15 protein-coding genes are annotated in these 13,664 nt (G+C 55.3%); 5 read left to right on the top strand and 10 right to left on the bottom strand.

The window, feature by feature from the left end; translation table 11 throughout:
* Position 1: 1 nt before the first annotated feature.
* From CS910_RS11295 to CS910_RS11320, 6 genes are all read right to left on the bottom strand, one after another.
* Entirely contained in the window at positions 2-520 is a 519-nt protein-coding gene (locus CS910_RS11295; protein ID WP_014122395.1) for an RNA-binding protein, read from the bottom strand.
* Positions 511-1,152 (bottom strand): orotidine-5'-phosphate decarboxylase, encoded by a 642-nt coding sequence (gene pyrF, locus CS910_RS11300; RefSeq protein ID WP_099212150.1) that lies wholly within the window; start codon positions 1,150-1,152, stop codon positions 511-513. Before pyrF ends, CS910_RS11295 begins: the two co-directional genes overlap by 10 nt.
* 4 nt (positions 1,153-1,156) lie before the next feature.
* On the bottom strand, positions 1,157-1,750 hold the full coding sequence (locus CS910_RS11305) for a DUF4443 domain-containing protein (protein WP_099212152.1): 594 nt from the start codon (positions 1,748-1,750) through the stop codon (positions 1,157-1,159).
* A gap of 46 nt (positions 1,751-1,796) precedes the next feature.
* Positions 1,797-2,945 (bottom strand): inositol-3-phosphate synthase, encoded by a 1,149-nt coding sequence (locus CS910_RS11310; RefSeq protein ID WP_099212154.1) that lies wholly within the window; start codon positions 2,943-2,945, stop codon positions 1,797-1,799.
* A gap of 130 nt (positions 2,946-3,075) precedes the next feature.
* Positions 3,076-4,383 (bottom strand): RNA-guided endonuclease InsQ/TnpB family protein, encoded by a 1,308-nt coding sequence (locus CS910_RS11315; RefSeq protein ID WP_099212156.1) that lies wholly within the window; start codon positions 4,381-4,383, stop codon positions 3,076-3,078.
* A gap of 69 nt (positions 4,384-4,452) precedes the next feature.
* Positions 4,453-5,757, bottom strand: coding sequence for a bifunctional L-myo-inositol-1-phosphate cytidylyltransferase/CDP-L-myo-inositol myo-inositolphosphotransferase (locus CS910_RS11320; protein ID WP_099212158.1), 1,305 nt, complete (start codon positions 5,755-5,757; stop codon positions 4,453-4,455).
* Positions 5,758-5,849: 92 nt separating this feature from the next.
* Here CS910_RS11320 and CS910_RS11325 point away from each other — a divergent pair, with 92 nt between their 5' ends.
* The 3 genes from CS910_RS11325 to CS910_RS11335 are packed head-to-tail and all read left to right on the top strand — an operon-like array spanning position 5,850 to position 7,200.
* Positions 5,850-6,533 (top strand): diphthine--ammonia ligase, encoded by a 684-nt coding sequence (locus CS910_RS11325; RefSeq protein ID WP_099212160.1) that lies wholly within the window; start codon positions 5,850-5,852, stop codon positions 6,531-6,533.
* 32 nt (positions 6,534-6,565) lie between these two features.
* Positions 6,566-6,754 (top strand): antitoxin family protein, encoded by a 189-nt coding sequence (locus tag CS910_RS11330; protein WP_099212162.1) that lies wholly within the window; start codon positions 6,566-6,568, stop codon positions 6,752-6,754.
* Positions 6,751-7,200: a type II toxin-antitoxin system VapC family toxin gene (locus tag CS910_RS11335; RefSeq protein WP_099212164.1), complete on the top strand. Its 450-nt coding sequence runs from the start codon at positions 6,751-6,753 to the stop codon at positions 7,198-7,200. The genes CS910_RS11330 and CS910_RS11335 overlap by 4 nt, the downstream gene beginning before the upstream one ends.
* Here the strand turns inward: CS910_RS11335 and CS910_RS11340 are convergent.
* The gene (locus CS910_RS11340; RefSeq protein ID WP_099212166.1) at positions 7,184-9,709 is read right to left on the bottom strand and encodes a hypothetical protein; all 2,526 of its coding nucleotides are present in this window, start codon (positions 9,707-9,709) and stop codon (positions 7,184-7,186) included. The genes CS910_RS11335 and CS910_RS11340 overlap by 17 nt on opposite strands.
* 156 nt (positions 9,710-9,865) lie before the next feature.
* Between CS910_RS11340 and CS910_RS11345 the strand changes: the two genes are divergently transcribed.
* Both CS910_RS11345 and CS910_RS11350 read left to right on the top strand, forming a co-directional pair.
* Complete coding sequence (locus tag CS910_RS11345) at positions 9,866-10,627, top strand: ABC transporter ATP-binding protein (protein WP_099212168.1); 762 nt, start codon at positions 9,866-9,868, stop codon at positions 10,625-10,627.
* Entirely contained in the window at positions 10,627-12,081 is a 1,455-nt protein-coding gene (locus CS910_RS11350) for a hypothetical protein (protein WP_099212170.1), read from the top strand. The genes CS910_RS11345 and CS910_RS11350 overlap by 1 nt, the downstream gene beginning before the upstream one ends.
* On the opposite strand, the gene CS910_RS11355 is transcribed toward CS910_RS11350, so the two are convergent.
* The 3 genes from CS910_RS11355 to CS910_RS11365 are packed head-to-tail and all read right to left on the bottom strand — an operon-like array spanning position 12,071 to position 13,608.
* Positions 12,071-12,427, bottom strand: coding sequence for an Mth938-like domain-containing protein (locus CS910_RS11355; protein ID WP_099212172.1), 357 nt, complete (start codon positions 12,425-12,427; stop codon positions 12,071-12,073). The genes CS910_RS11350 and CS910_RS11355 overlap by 11 nt on opposite strands.
* Positions 12,417-13,100: a nuclease-related domain-containing protein gene (locus CS910_RS11360; RefSeq protein ID WP_099212174.1), complete on the bottom strand. Its 684-nt coding sequence runs from the start codon at positions 13,098-13,100 to the stop codon at positions 12,417-12,419. The genes CS910_RS11355 and CS910_RS11360 overlap by 11 nt, the downstream gene beginning before the upstream one ends.
* 4 nt (positions 13,101-13,104) lie before the next feature.
* Complete coding sequence (locus CS910_RS11365; RefSeq protein WP_099212522.1) at positions 13,105-13,608, bottom strand: NUDIX domain-containing protein; 504 nt, start codon at positions 13,606-13,608, stop codon at positions 13,105-13,107.
* Positions 13,609-13,664 lie beyond the last annotated feature (56 nt).

Below are 13,664 nucleotides of genomic sequence, written 5' to 3' on the forward strand. Positions count from 1 at the left end.
CTCATCCCACCGTGACGTTCCAGATTTTATCCTTGGCGTGATGGATGTTCTTCACTGCCTTCCCCTTGGGCTTCTCCTTCATCGCCTTACCGCTCATGAGGGCTATGCCTATCGCGAGGGGCCTTCCGTACTGCTCCTCAACCACGAAGACGAAGTCGCCCTCCTTGATGTTCTCATCGGCATCAACTATGCCAGCGGCCATGACATCGGCGCCGTTGATGATGTATGGAACCGCCCCTTCGTCAACGACAACGCGCCTCGGCCACTTCCTTAAGTCTTCCTCGTTGGACAGCTCGTAGAGCGCTATGACAAGCGGGAAAATCAGGCCCTTTCTCCGTATGAAGAAGGGCTTTCCGTTGACGAGGAGGATTTCTGTTGTCTTGTCGAACTCCGCAACCTCAACGCGGTCCTTCTTGCTCAGCATCTTCTCGGCTATCTCCTCTCCAAAAATCTCGGCCATCTCGCGGATTATGGCCTTTACCTCCTTCTTGCTGAGGGGGTGCTTGACCTTCAGCTCCACGCTCTCACCTCCTCGTAAATCTGTCTCGCGCTCTCCCTCGGGTTATCGCTCGCGTAAATCGAACGGCCTACGATGATGTAGTCGGCACCGGCCTTTAAAACCTCGCCCGCCTTTCCGCCTTGGGCGCCAACTCCGGGGGTTAGGATTTTGATTCCCGGCTTGAGCCTCGAGCGGATGTAATTGACACGCTCGGGCCTCGTGGCCGGAGCTATGACCCCAAAGGGCTCGAGCCGGTTGGCGAGCTCTATTAGCCTATCCGTCACGGGCTGTATGAACTCCCTCGCCCCCGGATGGCTCATCTCGACGACGATTATCGTCTTCCCGAGCTCCATAACCGCCTCAACGCTGTCGCTCCCGACGAAGCCGTGCGCTATGATGTAATCCGCCCCCGCTTCGAAAACCTTCCCCGCTATCAGCCGGTTGGTGTTGGGAATGTCCGCGAGCTTGAGGTCGGCTATGACCGGAAGACCGGTCTCCTCCTTGAGTTCGGGGATTATGTCCAGCCCGGAACCGATGATGAGGGGCCAGTTCACCTTAATCGCCCAGAGGTAGTCCGCCGTTTCGCGGGCTATCTCAAGGGCCCTCTCGCGCTCGTAGACGTCAAGGGCAAGGATAAGCCTGCTCTCGGCCATCGGCTCACCTCACGAGGGACTTTATCTCCTCCGGCACGTCCTTGAGGAAAACCGCCACGTGGTAGGCGCTTTTCATGGCATCAGCCGGGTTCTCGGCCCAAGTAACGACGACCATGTCTCCATCATCAGGCCCAAGAACGGAGAGCTTCTCCGCCAGCTCGGGCATGGTCTCCCGCAGGGGCCTGCCGTCCTCTGGGAATACTACCTCCCCGTTTTTAACGACGAGAATCATCGCACCCTTGGCGAAGAACCTTATTGCCTCGTCGCGAAGCTCGATGCTCTTGAACTCAGGAGGGTTCCTGACGATTAGGGCGTAGGCCGGAAAGCCCTCAACCCTTCCAACCGCGTGAACCTCCGAAAAGGCCCGCGAAAGCCTCTCAACGAGCTCCCTGCCTTTCCCACTGAGGACGTGGCCCCTCTGGGAGGACTCTATGAGTTCCATCCTCGAAAGCTTTCTCAAAAGCGTTCTAACGCTCCCCTCGCCGAGGTCAAGGAGCTCTGAAATCGTCTTCCTCCCAACGGGATTCCTCATCAGGAACAGAACCGCGACCGCGTCTTCAATCGTGAACTCAGGATACGCTCCCCTCTTCCAGCTCATTCTCACCCACCGAGAAAAGTAGGAAAAGGGAGTTAAAAGCTTGCCGTCAGAGCCACTTGGGCTGGAGTCCGGCCCAGATGCGCATCTTCTCGTGGGCAATGATGCGCGGGATGTTGTGCATCTCCTTCGGTCCCGGGTTCTTCATGTAGAAGGCGTTGACCTCGTAAACGGTTCCGAAGGCCTTCTTCTCGACGGCAATCTTTCCGAGCCTGACGAGGTCGACGAGCAGACCTGCCAGAGCCGGGCTGTCGTTTATCCTTCCAGTTATGACGAGCTCGTCGTGGGCGCCGTTGAAGCTGATGTACTCGATGTGCATGGCGATGAACTTCTTGTCGCCGAGGGGTTCGAGGAAGCCGGTCGGCTTGATGTAGTGCGGGGCGTCGTAGCCGAGGAGGTCTTTGACGATGGAGCTCTTGGTGAACTCCTTGCTCTTGTTGCGCTCCTTGTCGGTGAGAGCCAGGAAGTCCTGGTTTCCGCCGATGTTGAACTGGGCGATGTCGAGGACGTAGCGGTTCCTCTGGGCGAGGTGCGCGAGGACGTCAGCCGTCAGCGGGGTGGCGCCGGTGGCTCCGTCGTCGCCGAAGATAACGAGGTTGCTCTCCTTCGCGAGCTCGACGAAGGCCGAGTCGTTGGCGATGAGGGTTGGAATCGCGTTGACGAAGGCCGCACCGCCGACCTCCTTGGCGTACTTGGCGGCCGCGTAGGCGTAGACCTGGGTAGCTGTGAGCCTGTCCTTCCTGTCCTCGACGATGGCCTTCTCAAGCTCCTCCCTGTTCTCGAAGGGAACGAAGGCCTCGGTGGTGCAGACGTTGACGAAAACGTCAGGCTTGAGCTCCTTCCACTCGTTGACGAGGTGCTCAACGGCCTCGCTGAGGGTCATCTCGTCGTCGAGACCCGTCGCTTCGAGCGGGAGGTTCCTGAGGCTTCCGAGGTGTATTCCCTTCCTGACGGTGATGCCCTTGAGGCTCTCCGGGGCCTCGGGGTCGTAGGCCTTGACGACCTCGTAGAGGTCCTTGCCGACCTTGGCCTTGTCAACGTCGTATGAACCGACGATTTCGATATCCTTAATCTTAATCGGGAGCTCGTCCGCCAGCGGGACGCCGTAGGGCTCGAGCTTTCCGGCCTTTATCTTCTCAAGACCGCTCGCGAATATGCTTGCAACGTAACCCTGGCCAAGTATAACAACCCTGACCATTTCACCCACCTCCTTTTCGTTGTTCTCAAATATTTTACAGTGGTTAAATAGTTTTTGGTCGCGAAACCTTTCTGGATATGAGCTGACCTCCTCCCTGCCCTGAAGGGCAAGGGTTCCAGCGAGGAATCTCCTACCCAACTGGCAGAGAGGTTCGAGGGGTTCTCATCAAGGAACCCGTTACAACGGGTTCTTCGAACCCCTCTGGCCTGGTCTTCGGCCAGTTACCCCTCCCCTGAGCATAAAGCCCGCTCAGATTCGGGGTTATGGTCGTCACAACCTTCCTCAAAATGTTGAAAGCTCCAACTAAGTCCGCATTAAACACAAGCCCCGTTGCGGGACACTTAAACAATCCTCTAACAAAGCGAGCCCCCTCGTGGGGCTTCCCGCAAACGGGGCAAAGCTTAGAAGTGAAAGCCTCATCAACAACTACAACCCGAATACCATACTCTTCCGCAACCTCTGTGAGGCGTTTAATGACATAATTGAACCGCCAGACGTGGGAGAGGAGAAAGTTTTGCTTTTTGCCCTTATCAGAATTCCTCGCTATTCCCTTTGGATAACCAACGATGATTCTACTAACTCCCAAATCGTAGAGCTTCTTAACAGTTTGCCTTACTGCCGTGTTAATGTAGTGCTTCGCCTGAAGTTTGGCCCTCTCATGCATTCTCTTGAGTTTTCTACTCGTTTTGGCTCCACTCTTGTTGAGTTTCGACTGATACTCAGCAATCTTCTTCCGCCAGTAGAAGTCAATGCTCTTTAACGGTCTCCCATTGACCAGAAAGCTTTCTCCATTCTCCACATAAGCGACCATCAAATTGTTCACTCCAAGGTCTATTCCCGCAGAGAGGTTTCCTCTTGGAGTTCTTGGGAGTTTAATCCACTCCCCACTCTCAAGTTTTTCCTCGACTGCGAGGCTTACGTGAGCATACCACTTCCGCTTTACAGGGTCGTAAGTGATTTCTAAGCGACCCTGCTTCCCCTTCAAGTGTATTCTACCCTTGAACTGGATTTCGAGGCGTCCGAATTTGCCAAGACCCTTTAGAATGAGCTTATTCCCTTCAATCCTGTACTGGTCGTTTCTAAGAACGATTAATGGTTTCCTCCTTCCGTCTTCTTTGAGGTAGTTTGGTGGTTTGGGCTTAAGCCAAGAGGGAAGTTCACCATTCCGCTTCTTCCGGAGGAGTGAGAAGAATGAACGCCAAGCTTCAGCGTTTTTGCGACAGATTTGTTGAACGGTTGCTGAACCGATTTCCCGCTTAAACTCTTCATAAACGGTTTTCTCAGTCTTGTTAAAGTCCACGATTTGTTCTTTGAAGAATTGTTGTCGTCTGAGATAGTTTACTTGGTTCCAGACTTTAGCTTCAGTGTCCGCTAACTGTTGGAGGGTTTTCGCCTGCTCTTTTGAGGGTTGGAGTTTAAGCGTTACAGTTCGCTTCATTTCAAAGTATGGTATGAATTTTAGGCTTTAAAAGAGTGTTGTTTTCTCGCTTAAAGACTGTTGGGTTGTTTACTGCATCCCCGTCCTAAAGGACGAGGCATTCAAAAGAATAAAGTAAACCGTCGCCCCGACGCGGAGGTTTGTCAGGACTGCGAGGAGCGCGAAGAGCGCCCTGACGGCGAGACCTGAAGGAACGAGCAGGAACAGCATCGTCAGGAAGACCCTCTCGTCCCTCTTTCCCGGGAGCTTTCTGAGTGCCGGGACTTCCCGGTAGGCGTCCCTGCAGAAGGCCCCCTTAAAGCGCTCGGTCGAGTAGCTCACCATGACCGAACCGAGCAGAGCTAAGAGCGCGACCAGATACCAGAGGGGCTCTTTCAAAGCTGAGTAGGCAAGGAGCGCGAGGAAAGAGCCGTCAACGTAGCGGTCGAGGATTGAATCCACGTAGCCACCGAGCCTGCTCGTCCTCAGCTGGGCCCTCGCGAGCTCGCCGTCAACGCCGTCGAGAATTGAGCTCAGCTGGTAGAGGATTCCGGCTAAAGGCAGGCTGACGAGCGTTAGGAAGGCCGAGAGCACGCCGAGGGCGAAGGTGACGACCGTCATCTGGTTTGGAGTGACCTTCTCAACGAGGAGATAGCTGATTCTCGTCGAGATTTTTCTGTTGAGGTGTCTGCTGATGAACCCGTCGCCGGTTCCCTTGACGGCCGTGAAGACGAGCATCTTTCGGGCCCTCTTGAGCTCCTCCGGCGTATCCACGTCGGTCCAGCCGAGGCCGTCAACGAAGGTAACCGGAAGCTTAGCACGCCCGACGACCTCGCTGAGTGAGTAGTCACCGTTTTTCTCGTTTTCAAGCCCTTCCGTCACCTTGAAAATCCCTTCATCGAGGACGAAGAAGCCGGTATCAACCGCGTCCCAGTCTTTAAGGCCCTTCCCGATTCGCTCGACCCGGCCGTCCTTCACCTTAACCTTCGTCGCCTCGTCAACGTCAATCCACCCCGGCCTTCGGTCCGCTATGAGGCCGTTTCCCGTTATGGCCTCCGCAACGAAGGCCTCGCTGTAGACGTGGTCGCTCATGACAAGGACGAACCGCCCGGAGAGGTGGCCTTTGGCGAGGTGGAGAGAGTGACCGTTGCCCTTGTCGGGCTCGGGGTTTATCACGAGCTCGGCGTTGAAGCCGTTCCTCTCAACGAACTCGCGGTAAAGGGGGGCGTACCGCTCGTTGGTGACGATTACGAACCTCTCAACGCCGTTCCTCTGGAGGAGGTGCATCGTTCGGTACAGAATCTCCCTTCCGGCAACCCTGACGAGGCCCTTTGGCCTTCCGCCCATCCTCGTCCCAAGGCCTGCCGCGAGAATCACTGCAGTTTTTGGAGTCATCGGCATCACCTTTTTAAGGCCCTTGATAAGGCCTCATCAAGAGAACCGAGATTAAATTAACCGCAGGTAATTTAAAGCTTTCGGTGGTGGAAATGCGCGTGGCGGTCCTTTACTCGGGGGGCAAGGACTCGAACTACGCCCTCTACTGGGCGCTCAAGCAGGGGTTCGAGGTCAAGTACCTCGTCTCGATGGTGAGCGAGAGGGAAGACAGCTACATGTACCACGTGCCCAACATTCACCTCACGGAACTGCAGGCGAGGGCGATAGGTATTCCACTCGTCAAGGGCTTCACGAGTGGCGAGAAGGAAAAAGAGGTAGAGGACATGAAGGCAGTCCTCGAGGGGCTGAAGATTGACGGCGTCGTTGCCGGAGCTTTGGCCAGCGAGTACCAGAAGCAGAGGGTGGACAGGGTGGCAAAGGAACTCGGCATCGAGAGCTTCGCGCCGGCCTGGCACAGGGACCCCGTTGACTACATGCGCGAGCTGATTGGAATCTTCGACATCGTAATGGTCGGAGTTTCGGCCTACGGGTTGGACGAGCGCTGGCTCGGGCGGAGGATTGACAAGAAAGCTTTGGAGGAGCTGGTGAAGCTCCACGAGAGGTACAAAATCCACGTGGCCGGAGAGGGCGGTGAGTTCGAGACCTTCGTCCGCGACGCGCCGTTCTTCAAGGCCAGAATAGTCTTCGACGAGGTAGAAAAGCGGTGGAACGACTGCAACTATTCGGGGGTGCTTGAGGTCAAGAGGGCGCACCTCGAGAGAAAGGACAACCTTTAATTTTCCTTCCGCGAAGTTTTATCGGTGGGAGCATGGAGGTTATTGAAGCCGTCTACGACCACGGGGTTCTGAAACCCCTGAAGAAGGTGGACCTAAAGGAAGGCGAGAAAGTTCGCATAGTCCTCAAGAGGTCCCTCTACGAAGTTATCTCGGAACTTGAGAAGGAGTTCGAGGACGTAGATGAAGACCTCGGGGAAGTTCTCGTGAGGGAGAGAAAGTGATAGTTCTTGATGCATCTCTGATTATCGACTCCCTTCTTCCAAAACTTGGGGATAGGCATAAACTCGCTAAAGAGTTGCTTAAGGCAGTCTCAGAGGGCAACATTGTGGTTACAATGCCAAGAATAGCGAAGATTGAGATGCTGAGCGTCTTTAGCAGGAAAATAGGAATGAGGGCAATTCAGGTTGTTGAGACCTTAGGAGAGGGCGTTGAGTTCGTTGGAGAAGAGGAGTTTTACCAAGTTGCGGAGGCTATTGCGCCCAAAATTCATGGGAGGGCCGTGGATACATACTACATAGCACTCGCTTTCAAGAACTCAGCTATTCTGCTCTCATGTGACAGACGACAGGTAGAAAACGCCAGAGTTGCGGGCGTTGAGGCATACTATGTCCCCGAAGAATTTGACAAGGCAATGAAAAGAATAAATGAACTCAGGGCTTCACCCTGACCCAGAACCACGCCTTCGAGCAACCGCCCGAAACGCCACAGCTCGAGAACTCAAGGCTCCACTCCTTGGTCGGAATCGCCGAATCCGGCTCCCAGTCGAAGTAGTCGTCGTCGAAGAGGAGCGTTATGGAAACCTGCCCCATCGGGTCGTCGTCGTTGCCCCAGTTTCCGGCATCTTCTTCCCAGCCGTCGTATTCGAGGTACAGGAACGGCACGTCCGCCCTCGTGTGGCCGATAATCAGAATCTGCGGTCTCGTAGTGAACCTGTTGCCCGACAGCACTCCAGACTTTGGATACCTATTGACGGGCTGAACCGGCGCCATTCCCGTCGTCCTCTCGGCCGTTACGTCCGGAACGTCCACTTCCTCCGGCTTGAAGGAGATGAACCCGCTCGCGTAGAGGTAGTACTCGTCGTCGCCGAGTTCAGTATCCTTCGTGAACTGAACGGTGTCGAGGTAGGCCTGAAGGGTGTTGTAGCGGAGCGTCCTCGGGACTTCCACGGTTTGGACGAGATAGGTAACCCTCATGTTGCCGTCCGTTGACCAGACCTCGATGAGAACCCCGTCGCTGTAATCGGCCCTCGCGTCTATCGTGTAGCCGGAGTAGCCGACCATATCCGGCTCGGTTCCGAAAACGGCCAGAATCCTTGAGCCGTAGAACTCGCTCGCGCTTTCTCCGGTAACGAGCTGGTTGATGAACATTACCCCGTTGTAGCCGTACTTCATCGCGGTTCCAATTTCGCCGGTGGCGAGGCCTAAAGCAGTATCAACGAGGAAGCCGACGCCCATCGTGACGTACTTTCCGGGACTGTCGATGTCCCAGCCAGCTGTGTGGACGTAGATTTTCCTGTATTCCCTAACCTCGTCAAGGGGCATCGCGAAAATCGGGTAGCCGTTGATGAAGGGGTAGCCCACGCTTATAGCCCTATCATCGTGGTATAAAAGCCGGCTGTGGTCGTCCGCCTCGACCCAGCGCTTTGCTGGATAGCCGACAGCGTAAATCGGCCCGTACTTCCAGTTCAGGTCGTTCTCGTGCTCCCAGTAAACAGGGAAAGCCCACGAGACGAGCTGAATCTCGCCCTCCGCGCTGTCCTTGTTGCCCTTTATGTAGACGTCCTCGACGACGATGACGAGGTAGCGGTCGACGTCTTTCTCTATGCTGAGCCCGTTGGTGGCGTTCACCCACAGGTTGCTATGGGACGGGAAGCGGGGCTTCAGCGAAGGCGCGTAAACCTGGCCCGAGAACCAGAGGCGGAAGTAGCGCCAGGGGACGAGGGAGAAGAAGTTCTCGATGGTGAACTCGACGACGTGCCGGTCGTTTTCGATGTAAGTGCTCACATTCCCCTCGCGGTAGACGCTTCCGTGCGCGTCCCTCAACTTAAAGGAGTCCTCGTCTACGTAGGCAATCCAGTCGGCCTCGCCGTTGTCGGTGCTGTCGAAGAAGACCTTCATAGGCATCATGTCGCGGTACTTGCGGTCGTCGAGATAGAGCCTTATCATCAGGTCGTAGCCCCTCGCCTCCATGTAGAGCTTTCCTTCCTCCGTAAAGAAGCTGGCCGGCGAGTAGTAGTCAATCCAGCCCTTCCCGGCCTCGATTACGAAGCTCCCGGTGTAGGGATAGACGAGGCTCGGGCTCTTGTCGGCCATAGTACTCCCGTAGATTCTGAGGTAAACCCTCTCCGGGAAAATTTCCGAGAAGTTCTCGATTGTGAAGCTCACGCGCCTTCCGTCGAGCTGGACGTTTCCGGCCCCCACTTCAACCGACCCCTCCCCGGTCAGCTCGTAGAGCCTAAAGCCCGTGGAGTAAAGATGGAGCTCCCAGATTCTCCCGAACTCGTCGCCTTCATCAAAGCGGAGAACCGTTGGCGGATAGGTATACTTCCTGCCCGAGAGGTCGATGAAAACTGGAATGTGGACGTAGGCGTTGGCCAGGCTCTCGTTCTCGAAGGTTATCGTGAGCTTAACGCTCCTTCCGGGGTCGGTCGAGGACGTTAGGAGCGAGACCCGCTCTATAACCTTCCCGTTCGGCTCGAAGGCGTCGCTCCAGAGTGGCCCGGCATATGTGAAGTTGGCAGTGAGCCTGTAAACGGGGATTATCACAGGCTCGAGCGTGACGTTGAGAAGCCCTATCAAAAAGCCCGGCCCGGTTCCGTTCCCGTTGGTCTCCCCGGCCTCGCAACCGGAATCGGGGTCGGAGCTTTCATCGCAGAGAACTTTTCCATCCTCGTCGTACTGAAGGCTCGCGTTCGATGAGGGCGTCTCGGTTGGCGTTGGTGTCTCGGTTTGGGTTCCGGTTTGCGTTTCCGTCGCAGTTGAAGTCTGGGTTTCCGTTGTAGTGCCTGTCGGAGAATCGGTGTCAGAGTGCGCTCCGACATCTTCAGAAGATGAGCTTCCGGTATCGCCGTCCTCAGTTCCAGTCGGAACACCGATGCCGTTCCCGCCGAGACAACCGCCAACCAGCACTAACCCTGTCAGAAGAAGGAGGAGCAAAACCCGTGAGAATTTTCTCATATACACACCTCCAACCCACACCTCGGCAAGAAAAGAAAGCCACACCGGTCTGGATTGTAGATAGTTAGGCGCTCATTCTATTTAGGGCTTTTCATGAATGTCTCTTCACACAGAAAAGTTATTAAAGGAAGTGTAGAATTTACCCCGGGTGGTGGTGTGATAGAAGTTGAGAACCTCGTCAAGCGCTTCGGCGGGAAGGTTGCGCTCAAGGGAATCTCCTTCACCGTCCGCGACGGCGAAATCTACGGCCTCTTGGGCCCAAACGGGAGCGGTAAGAGCACCACGATGAGGATTCTGGCCGGGATTATCCCGCCAAGCGAAGGAAAAGTCCTGGTCGAGGGGATAAACGTCGCCGAGAACCCGATTGAGGTGAAGAAAATAACCGGCTACATACCCGAAACGCCGGTTCTCTACGAGAGCCTGACCCCGATGGAGTTCTTTTCCTTCGTGGGAAGCATAAGGGGGATTCCAAAGGGGGAGCTTGAGGAGCGCGTTGAAAGGCTTGTCAAGGCCTTCGGAATCGAGGAATACCTCGGCGAGCTGATAGGGACGCTCAGCTTCGGAACCCAGCAGAAGGTTTCGATAATAGCCGGTCTTCTCCACGACCCGAAGGCCCTAATCCTCGACGAGGCTATCAACGGCCTCGACCCCAAGAGCGCGCGCATAATGAAAGAGCTTCTCAACGGCTTCAAGGAGGAAGGAAAGAGCATAGTCTTTTCGACACACATTCTCGCGGTTGCCGAGGCGTTGTGCGATAGAATAGGCATAATCTACAACGGCGAATTGATAGCAGAGGGAACCCCTGAGGAGCTCAAGCGCTTCGCCCACGAGGAGAGCCTTGAGGACGTCTTCCTCAAGCTGACCGAGAGCCAAGAGGAGGTAAGCTCCCTCGTCAGGGCCCTAAGGGAGGCCTTCTGATGGAGTGGGAGATAGTAAACGTCCTCTACCGCGAGATGACCTATAAACGGCTGAAGGCCAACCCCCAGCTCTCAACGGACTGGAACAAGTTCATCAAGGCCTTCAAGCGGAGCGGGAGCCTCAAGAGAACCCTGCTAAGCCAGTCAATCCTCTTCGGAATCTTCGGCCTCATGCTCTTTCCGGGCGTCTACTACGTCAAAGACCCCTCAGGCTCGGCGGTAATCTACGCGAGCTACTGCATGCTCCCGCTGATAATGGCCCTCTACGGAACGGCAGTTACGGCCCAGTACGCGGTTTCGCTCGGCCTCTTTGAGCCTCTACTCTCGCTCCCGGTTCGCGTCGGCGGAAAGTACCTCAGCGTAATGCTTTTGATTACACAGCTTCCATCGGTTCTCTTCCTCCTCCCCCCGGCAGTGGCCTTATCCCTCAAGCTCGGGCCCGTTGCTGGAGTCCTCGGCTTCGCTTGGGCGTTCATCGGGACAATGCTCGGCCACACCCTCGGTCTGCTCATCTACGACCGCTTTGGAAAGGCCTCCGGCGGGAAGTTCTCCGGCCTCAAAACAGCCTTCAAGGCCTTTGGAATACTCCTCGTGATGTCGCTTTTCTACGGCCTGAACTACCTCCAGCGCTACGTTGCAAGCCACTATGAAACGCTTAAGGGCGTTTTCGAGAGGTACTCGGTGGCGTATCCATTCTCGGTCTCTACGGTCGAGAAACCCCTCCTCTCGCTCGGCCTCCTGGCCGTTTACGGCCTTGTGATTGGAGTGGTCTACGTTTCAACAGTCAGGAGACTCTGGAGAAGGATAAGCGAGGGAACGGCAACCGAGAGGAGAGGTGGCAGGGCGAGGCTCTCGCTCCACAGCCCGGCCCTGGCGCTGGCGCTCAAGGACTTCAAGATAGCAACGAGGAACACGTCCCTCCTAACGGGCCTGCTGATGCCCGTCGTGGTCATCATCCCATCCCTCGCCGGTGCGTTGAAGTCGGGAAGCGAGGACTCGGCCCTTGGCTTTGTCCTGGCCGTTGGCTGGACCTCCGCCATAGCGATAGACGCAGTTCTGAAGATAGACGGCAGGGCCTTTGAAGTCCTTCACTCGCTCCCGCTGAGCCTCAGGACGTTTCTGAGGGGCAAGCTCGTGACCATGACCGCCGTTCCGGTAACTGCGGGCCTGCTGGCGGTTCTGGGTCTCTCGCTCATGAACCCGGGCTCACTGAAGGTCCTTCCCCTCGCGCTCCTCCTGCCGGTTTCAACGGCGGGAACGACGCTGACGGTGTTCTACTGGGGAATCAGGGAGGTGGCACTACCCCAGACAACGTGGAAAAAGATGCTCCTCGCCCTGTTCGCAAACGGGCTGATAATTGGAGCTACAGCTGGGCTGTGGTACGTTGAGTGGTTCCTCTCGCTCCCCTTCGTGCTCCTCGTCGATGTGCTGTTGCTCTGGCACCTCAGCAGGTGACGTGGAAGATTCCAAGGACTCTTTTCTTTTCGTTGAGCTCGTTGAATAGCTCCACCGCTTTCCCGGTGGGGAGCTCATAGACTTCCTTGTCCTTCACCAGCTCCCTGCTCTCGGGGAGTAGCGAGAGGTAACCGTAGTAGCCGGTGCCGACGATTAGAACCTCGAAGTCCTCAATAAGGTACTCCCTGAGCTCGTCGGGGTCAAGTTTGTGGCTCGTTCCGTGTTTGTTTTTGCTCAGCCACTTCTTTCTCTTTTCAACCCTTCCGCTCGGATAAACCACGATGTCGTGCTCATAGGTTCTTCCGTCAACCACTATCCTCCCGAAGGAGGGGTATTCAAGGTGCATTTTTCCCTACCTCCATAATGTGCCGAGCGTATCTCGCTAACAGGTCTGACAACCGTGCGACCTCCTGCTTGGAGAGAGTTCGGGGAAGGGAGCACACGTACTCGCATATCTGAGAAGGAAACAAAACCGGAACAGTAGCCCGGCCTTCAAACACAGTGGCTCCAGAAAACACAAGCATGGGATTAACAAAATACCTCTCCCCATACCGCTCCCTTAGAAATTTTGAAAGTATAGCAGCATTTCTTTTTGCCAACCTGCTCAGACTCTTTGTAGGGATTATCTTTCCAGACATTGTTTCATAATACCATGTATCCCCATCTGCCTTATAGATCCCGGTGTATGCTTTGGTTTCAATCGCGAAAATCCCTCTGTCACATACAAGAACGTGATCTATATTGGCAGTTGCGCCAGGGAGCATTAAATCAGAAAGAAGAACTCCATTAAAGCACTTGCACTCAGAAAGAGCCTCAATAACGTAGTATTCCCCTTCAAATCCTGTTGCCCATCTTTTAGATTTATCGTGAGCATGTTTGGATATCAACACTGACACAAATGCCGCTAGAAAGAACAGTTTGGACAAGAATACACCTAAACCCAAAAATAAAACGGCCATCACAGAGGAAATTTTGTACACCCACCGCCATTTGATTGCCTCTTCTCCCGTGTAAATCATTCTTTCACCTCGGGCCCAGCGCGTCCCTCAAAATCCTCGCGTGGTCAAAGGCCAGCGGAAGCTTCTCAACCTCATCAATCGGAACAACCTCGACTTCCTTCGCATCGTCGCCGGCTTTAAGTTCCCCTTCGCCGATGCAGAGAAAGGCAACCGAAACGGTGTGTCCCCTCGGGTCTCTGCCAGGGTCGGAGTAAACGCCCACCAGTTTGAGGATTCTGACGTCCAGGCCGGTCTCTTCCTTCATCTCCCTCTTCAGGGCTTCCTCAACGGTCTCGCCGTACTCGACGAAACCACCGGGAAGGGCAAAATGGTTCTTAAAGGGCTCGTTCTTTCGCTTTATGAGAACGACACCGCCCCGATAGAGTATGACGCCGTCAACGGTGAGTCCTATGCACCGATGGAGCTCGGCCTTGAAACCGTGTTTTTCTGCGAGGGCCTTAACCTCCTCGCGGAATTCGCTTACATCAGCCCCCTTTGGGGCCTTGACGAGCAGAACGTAGCGGTCCATCTTTTTCACCTCAGGGAAGTCCCTTCTCATCAGCGTTCAGCGTGCTGACGTTTCAT

The organism is Thermococcus henrietii, assembly GCF_900198835.1.
GTDB lineage: Archaea > Methanobacteriota_B > Thermococci > Thermococcales > Thermococcaceae > Thermococcus > Thermococcus henrietii.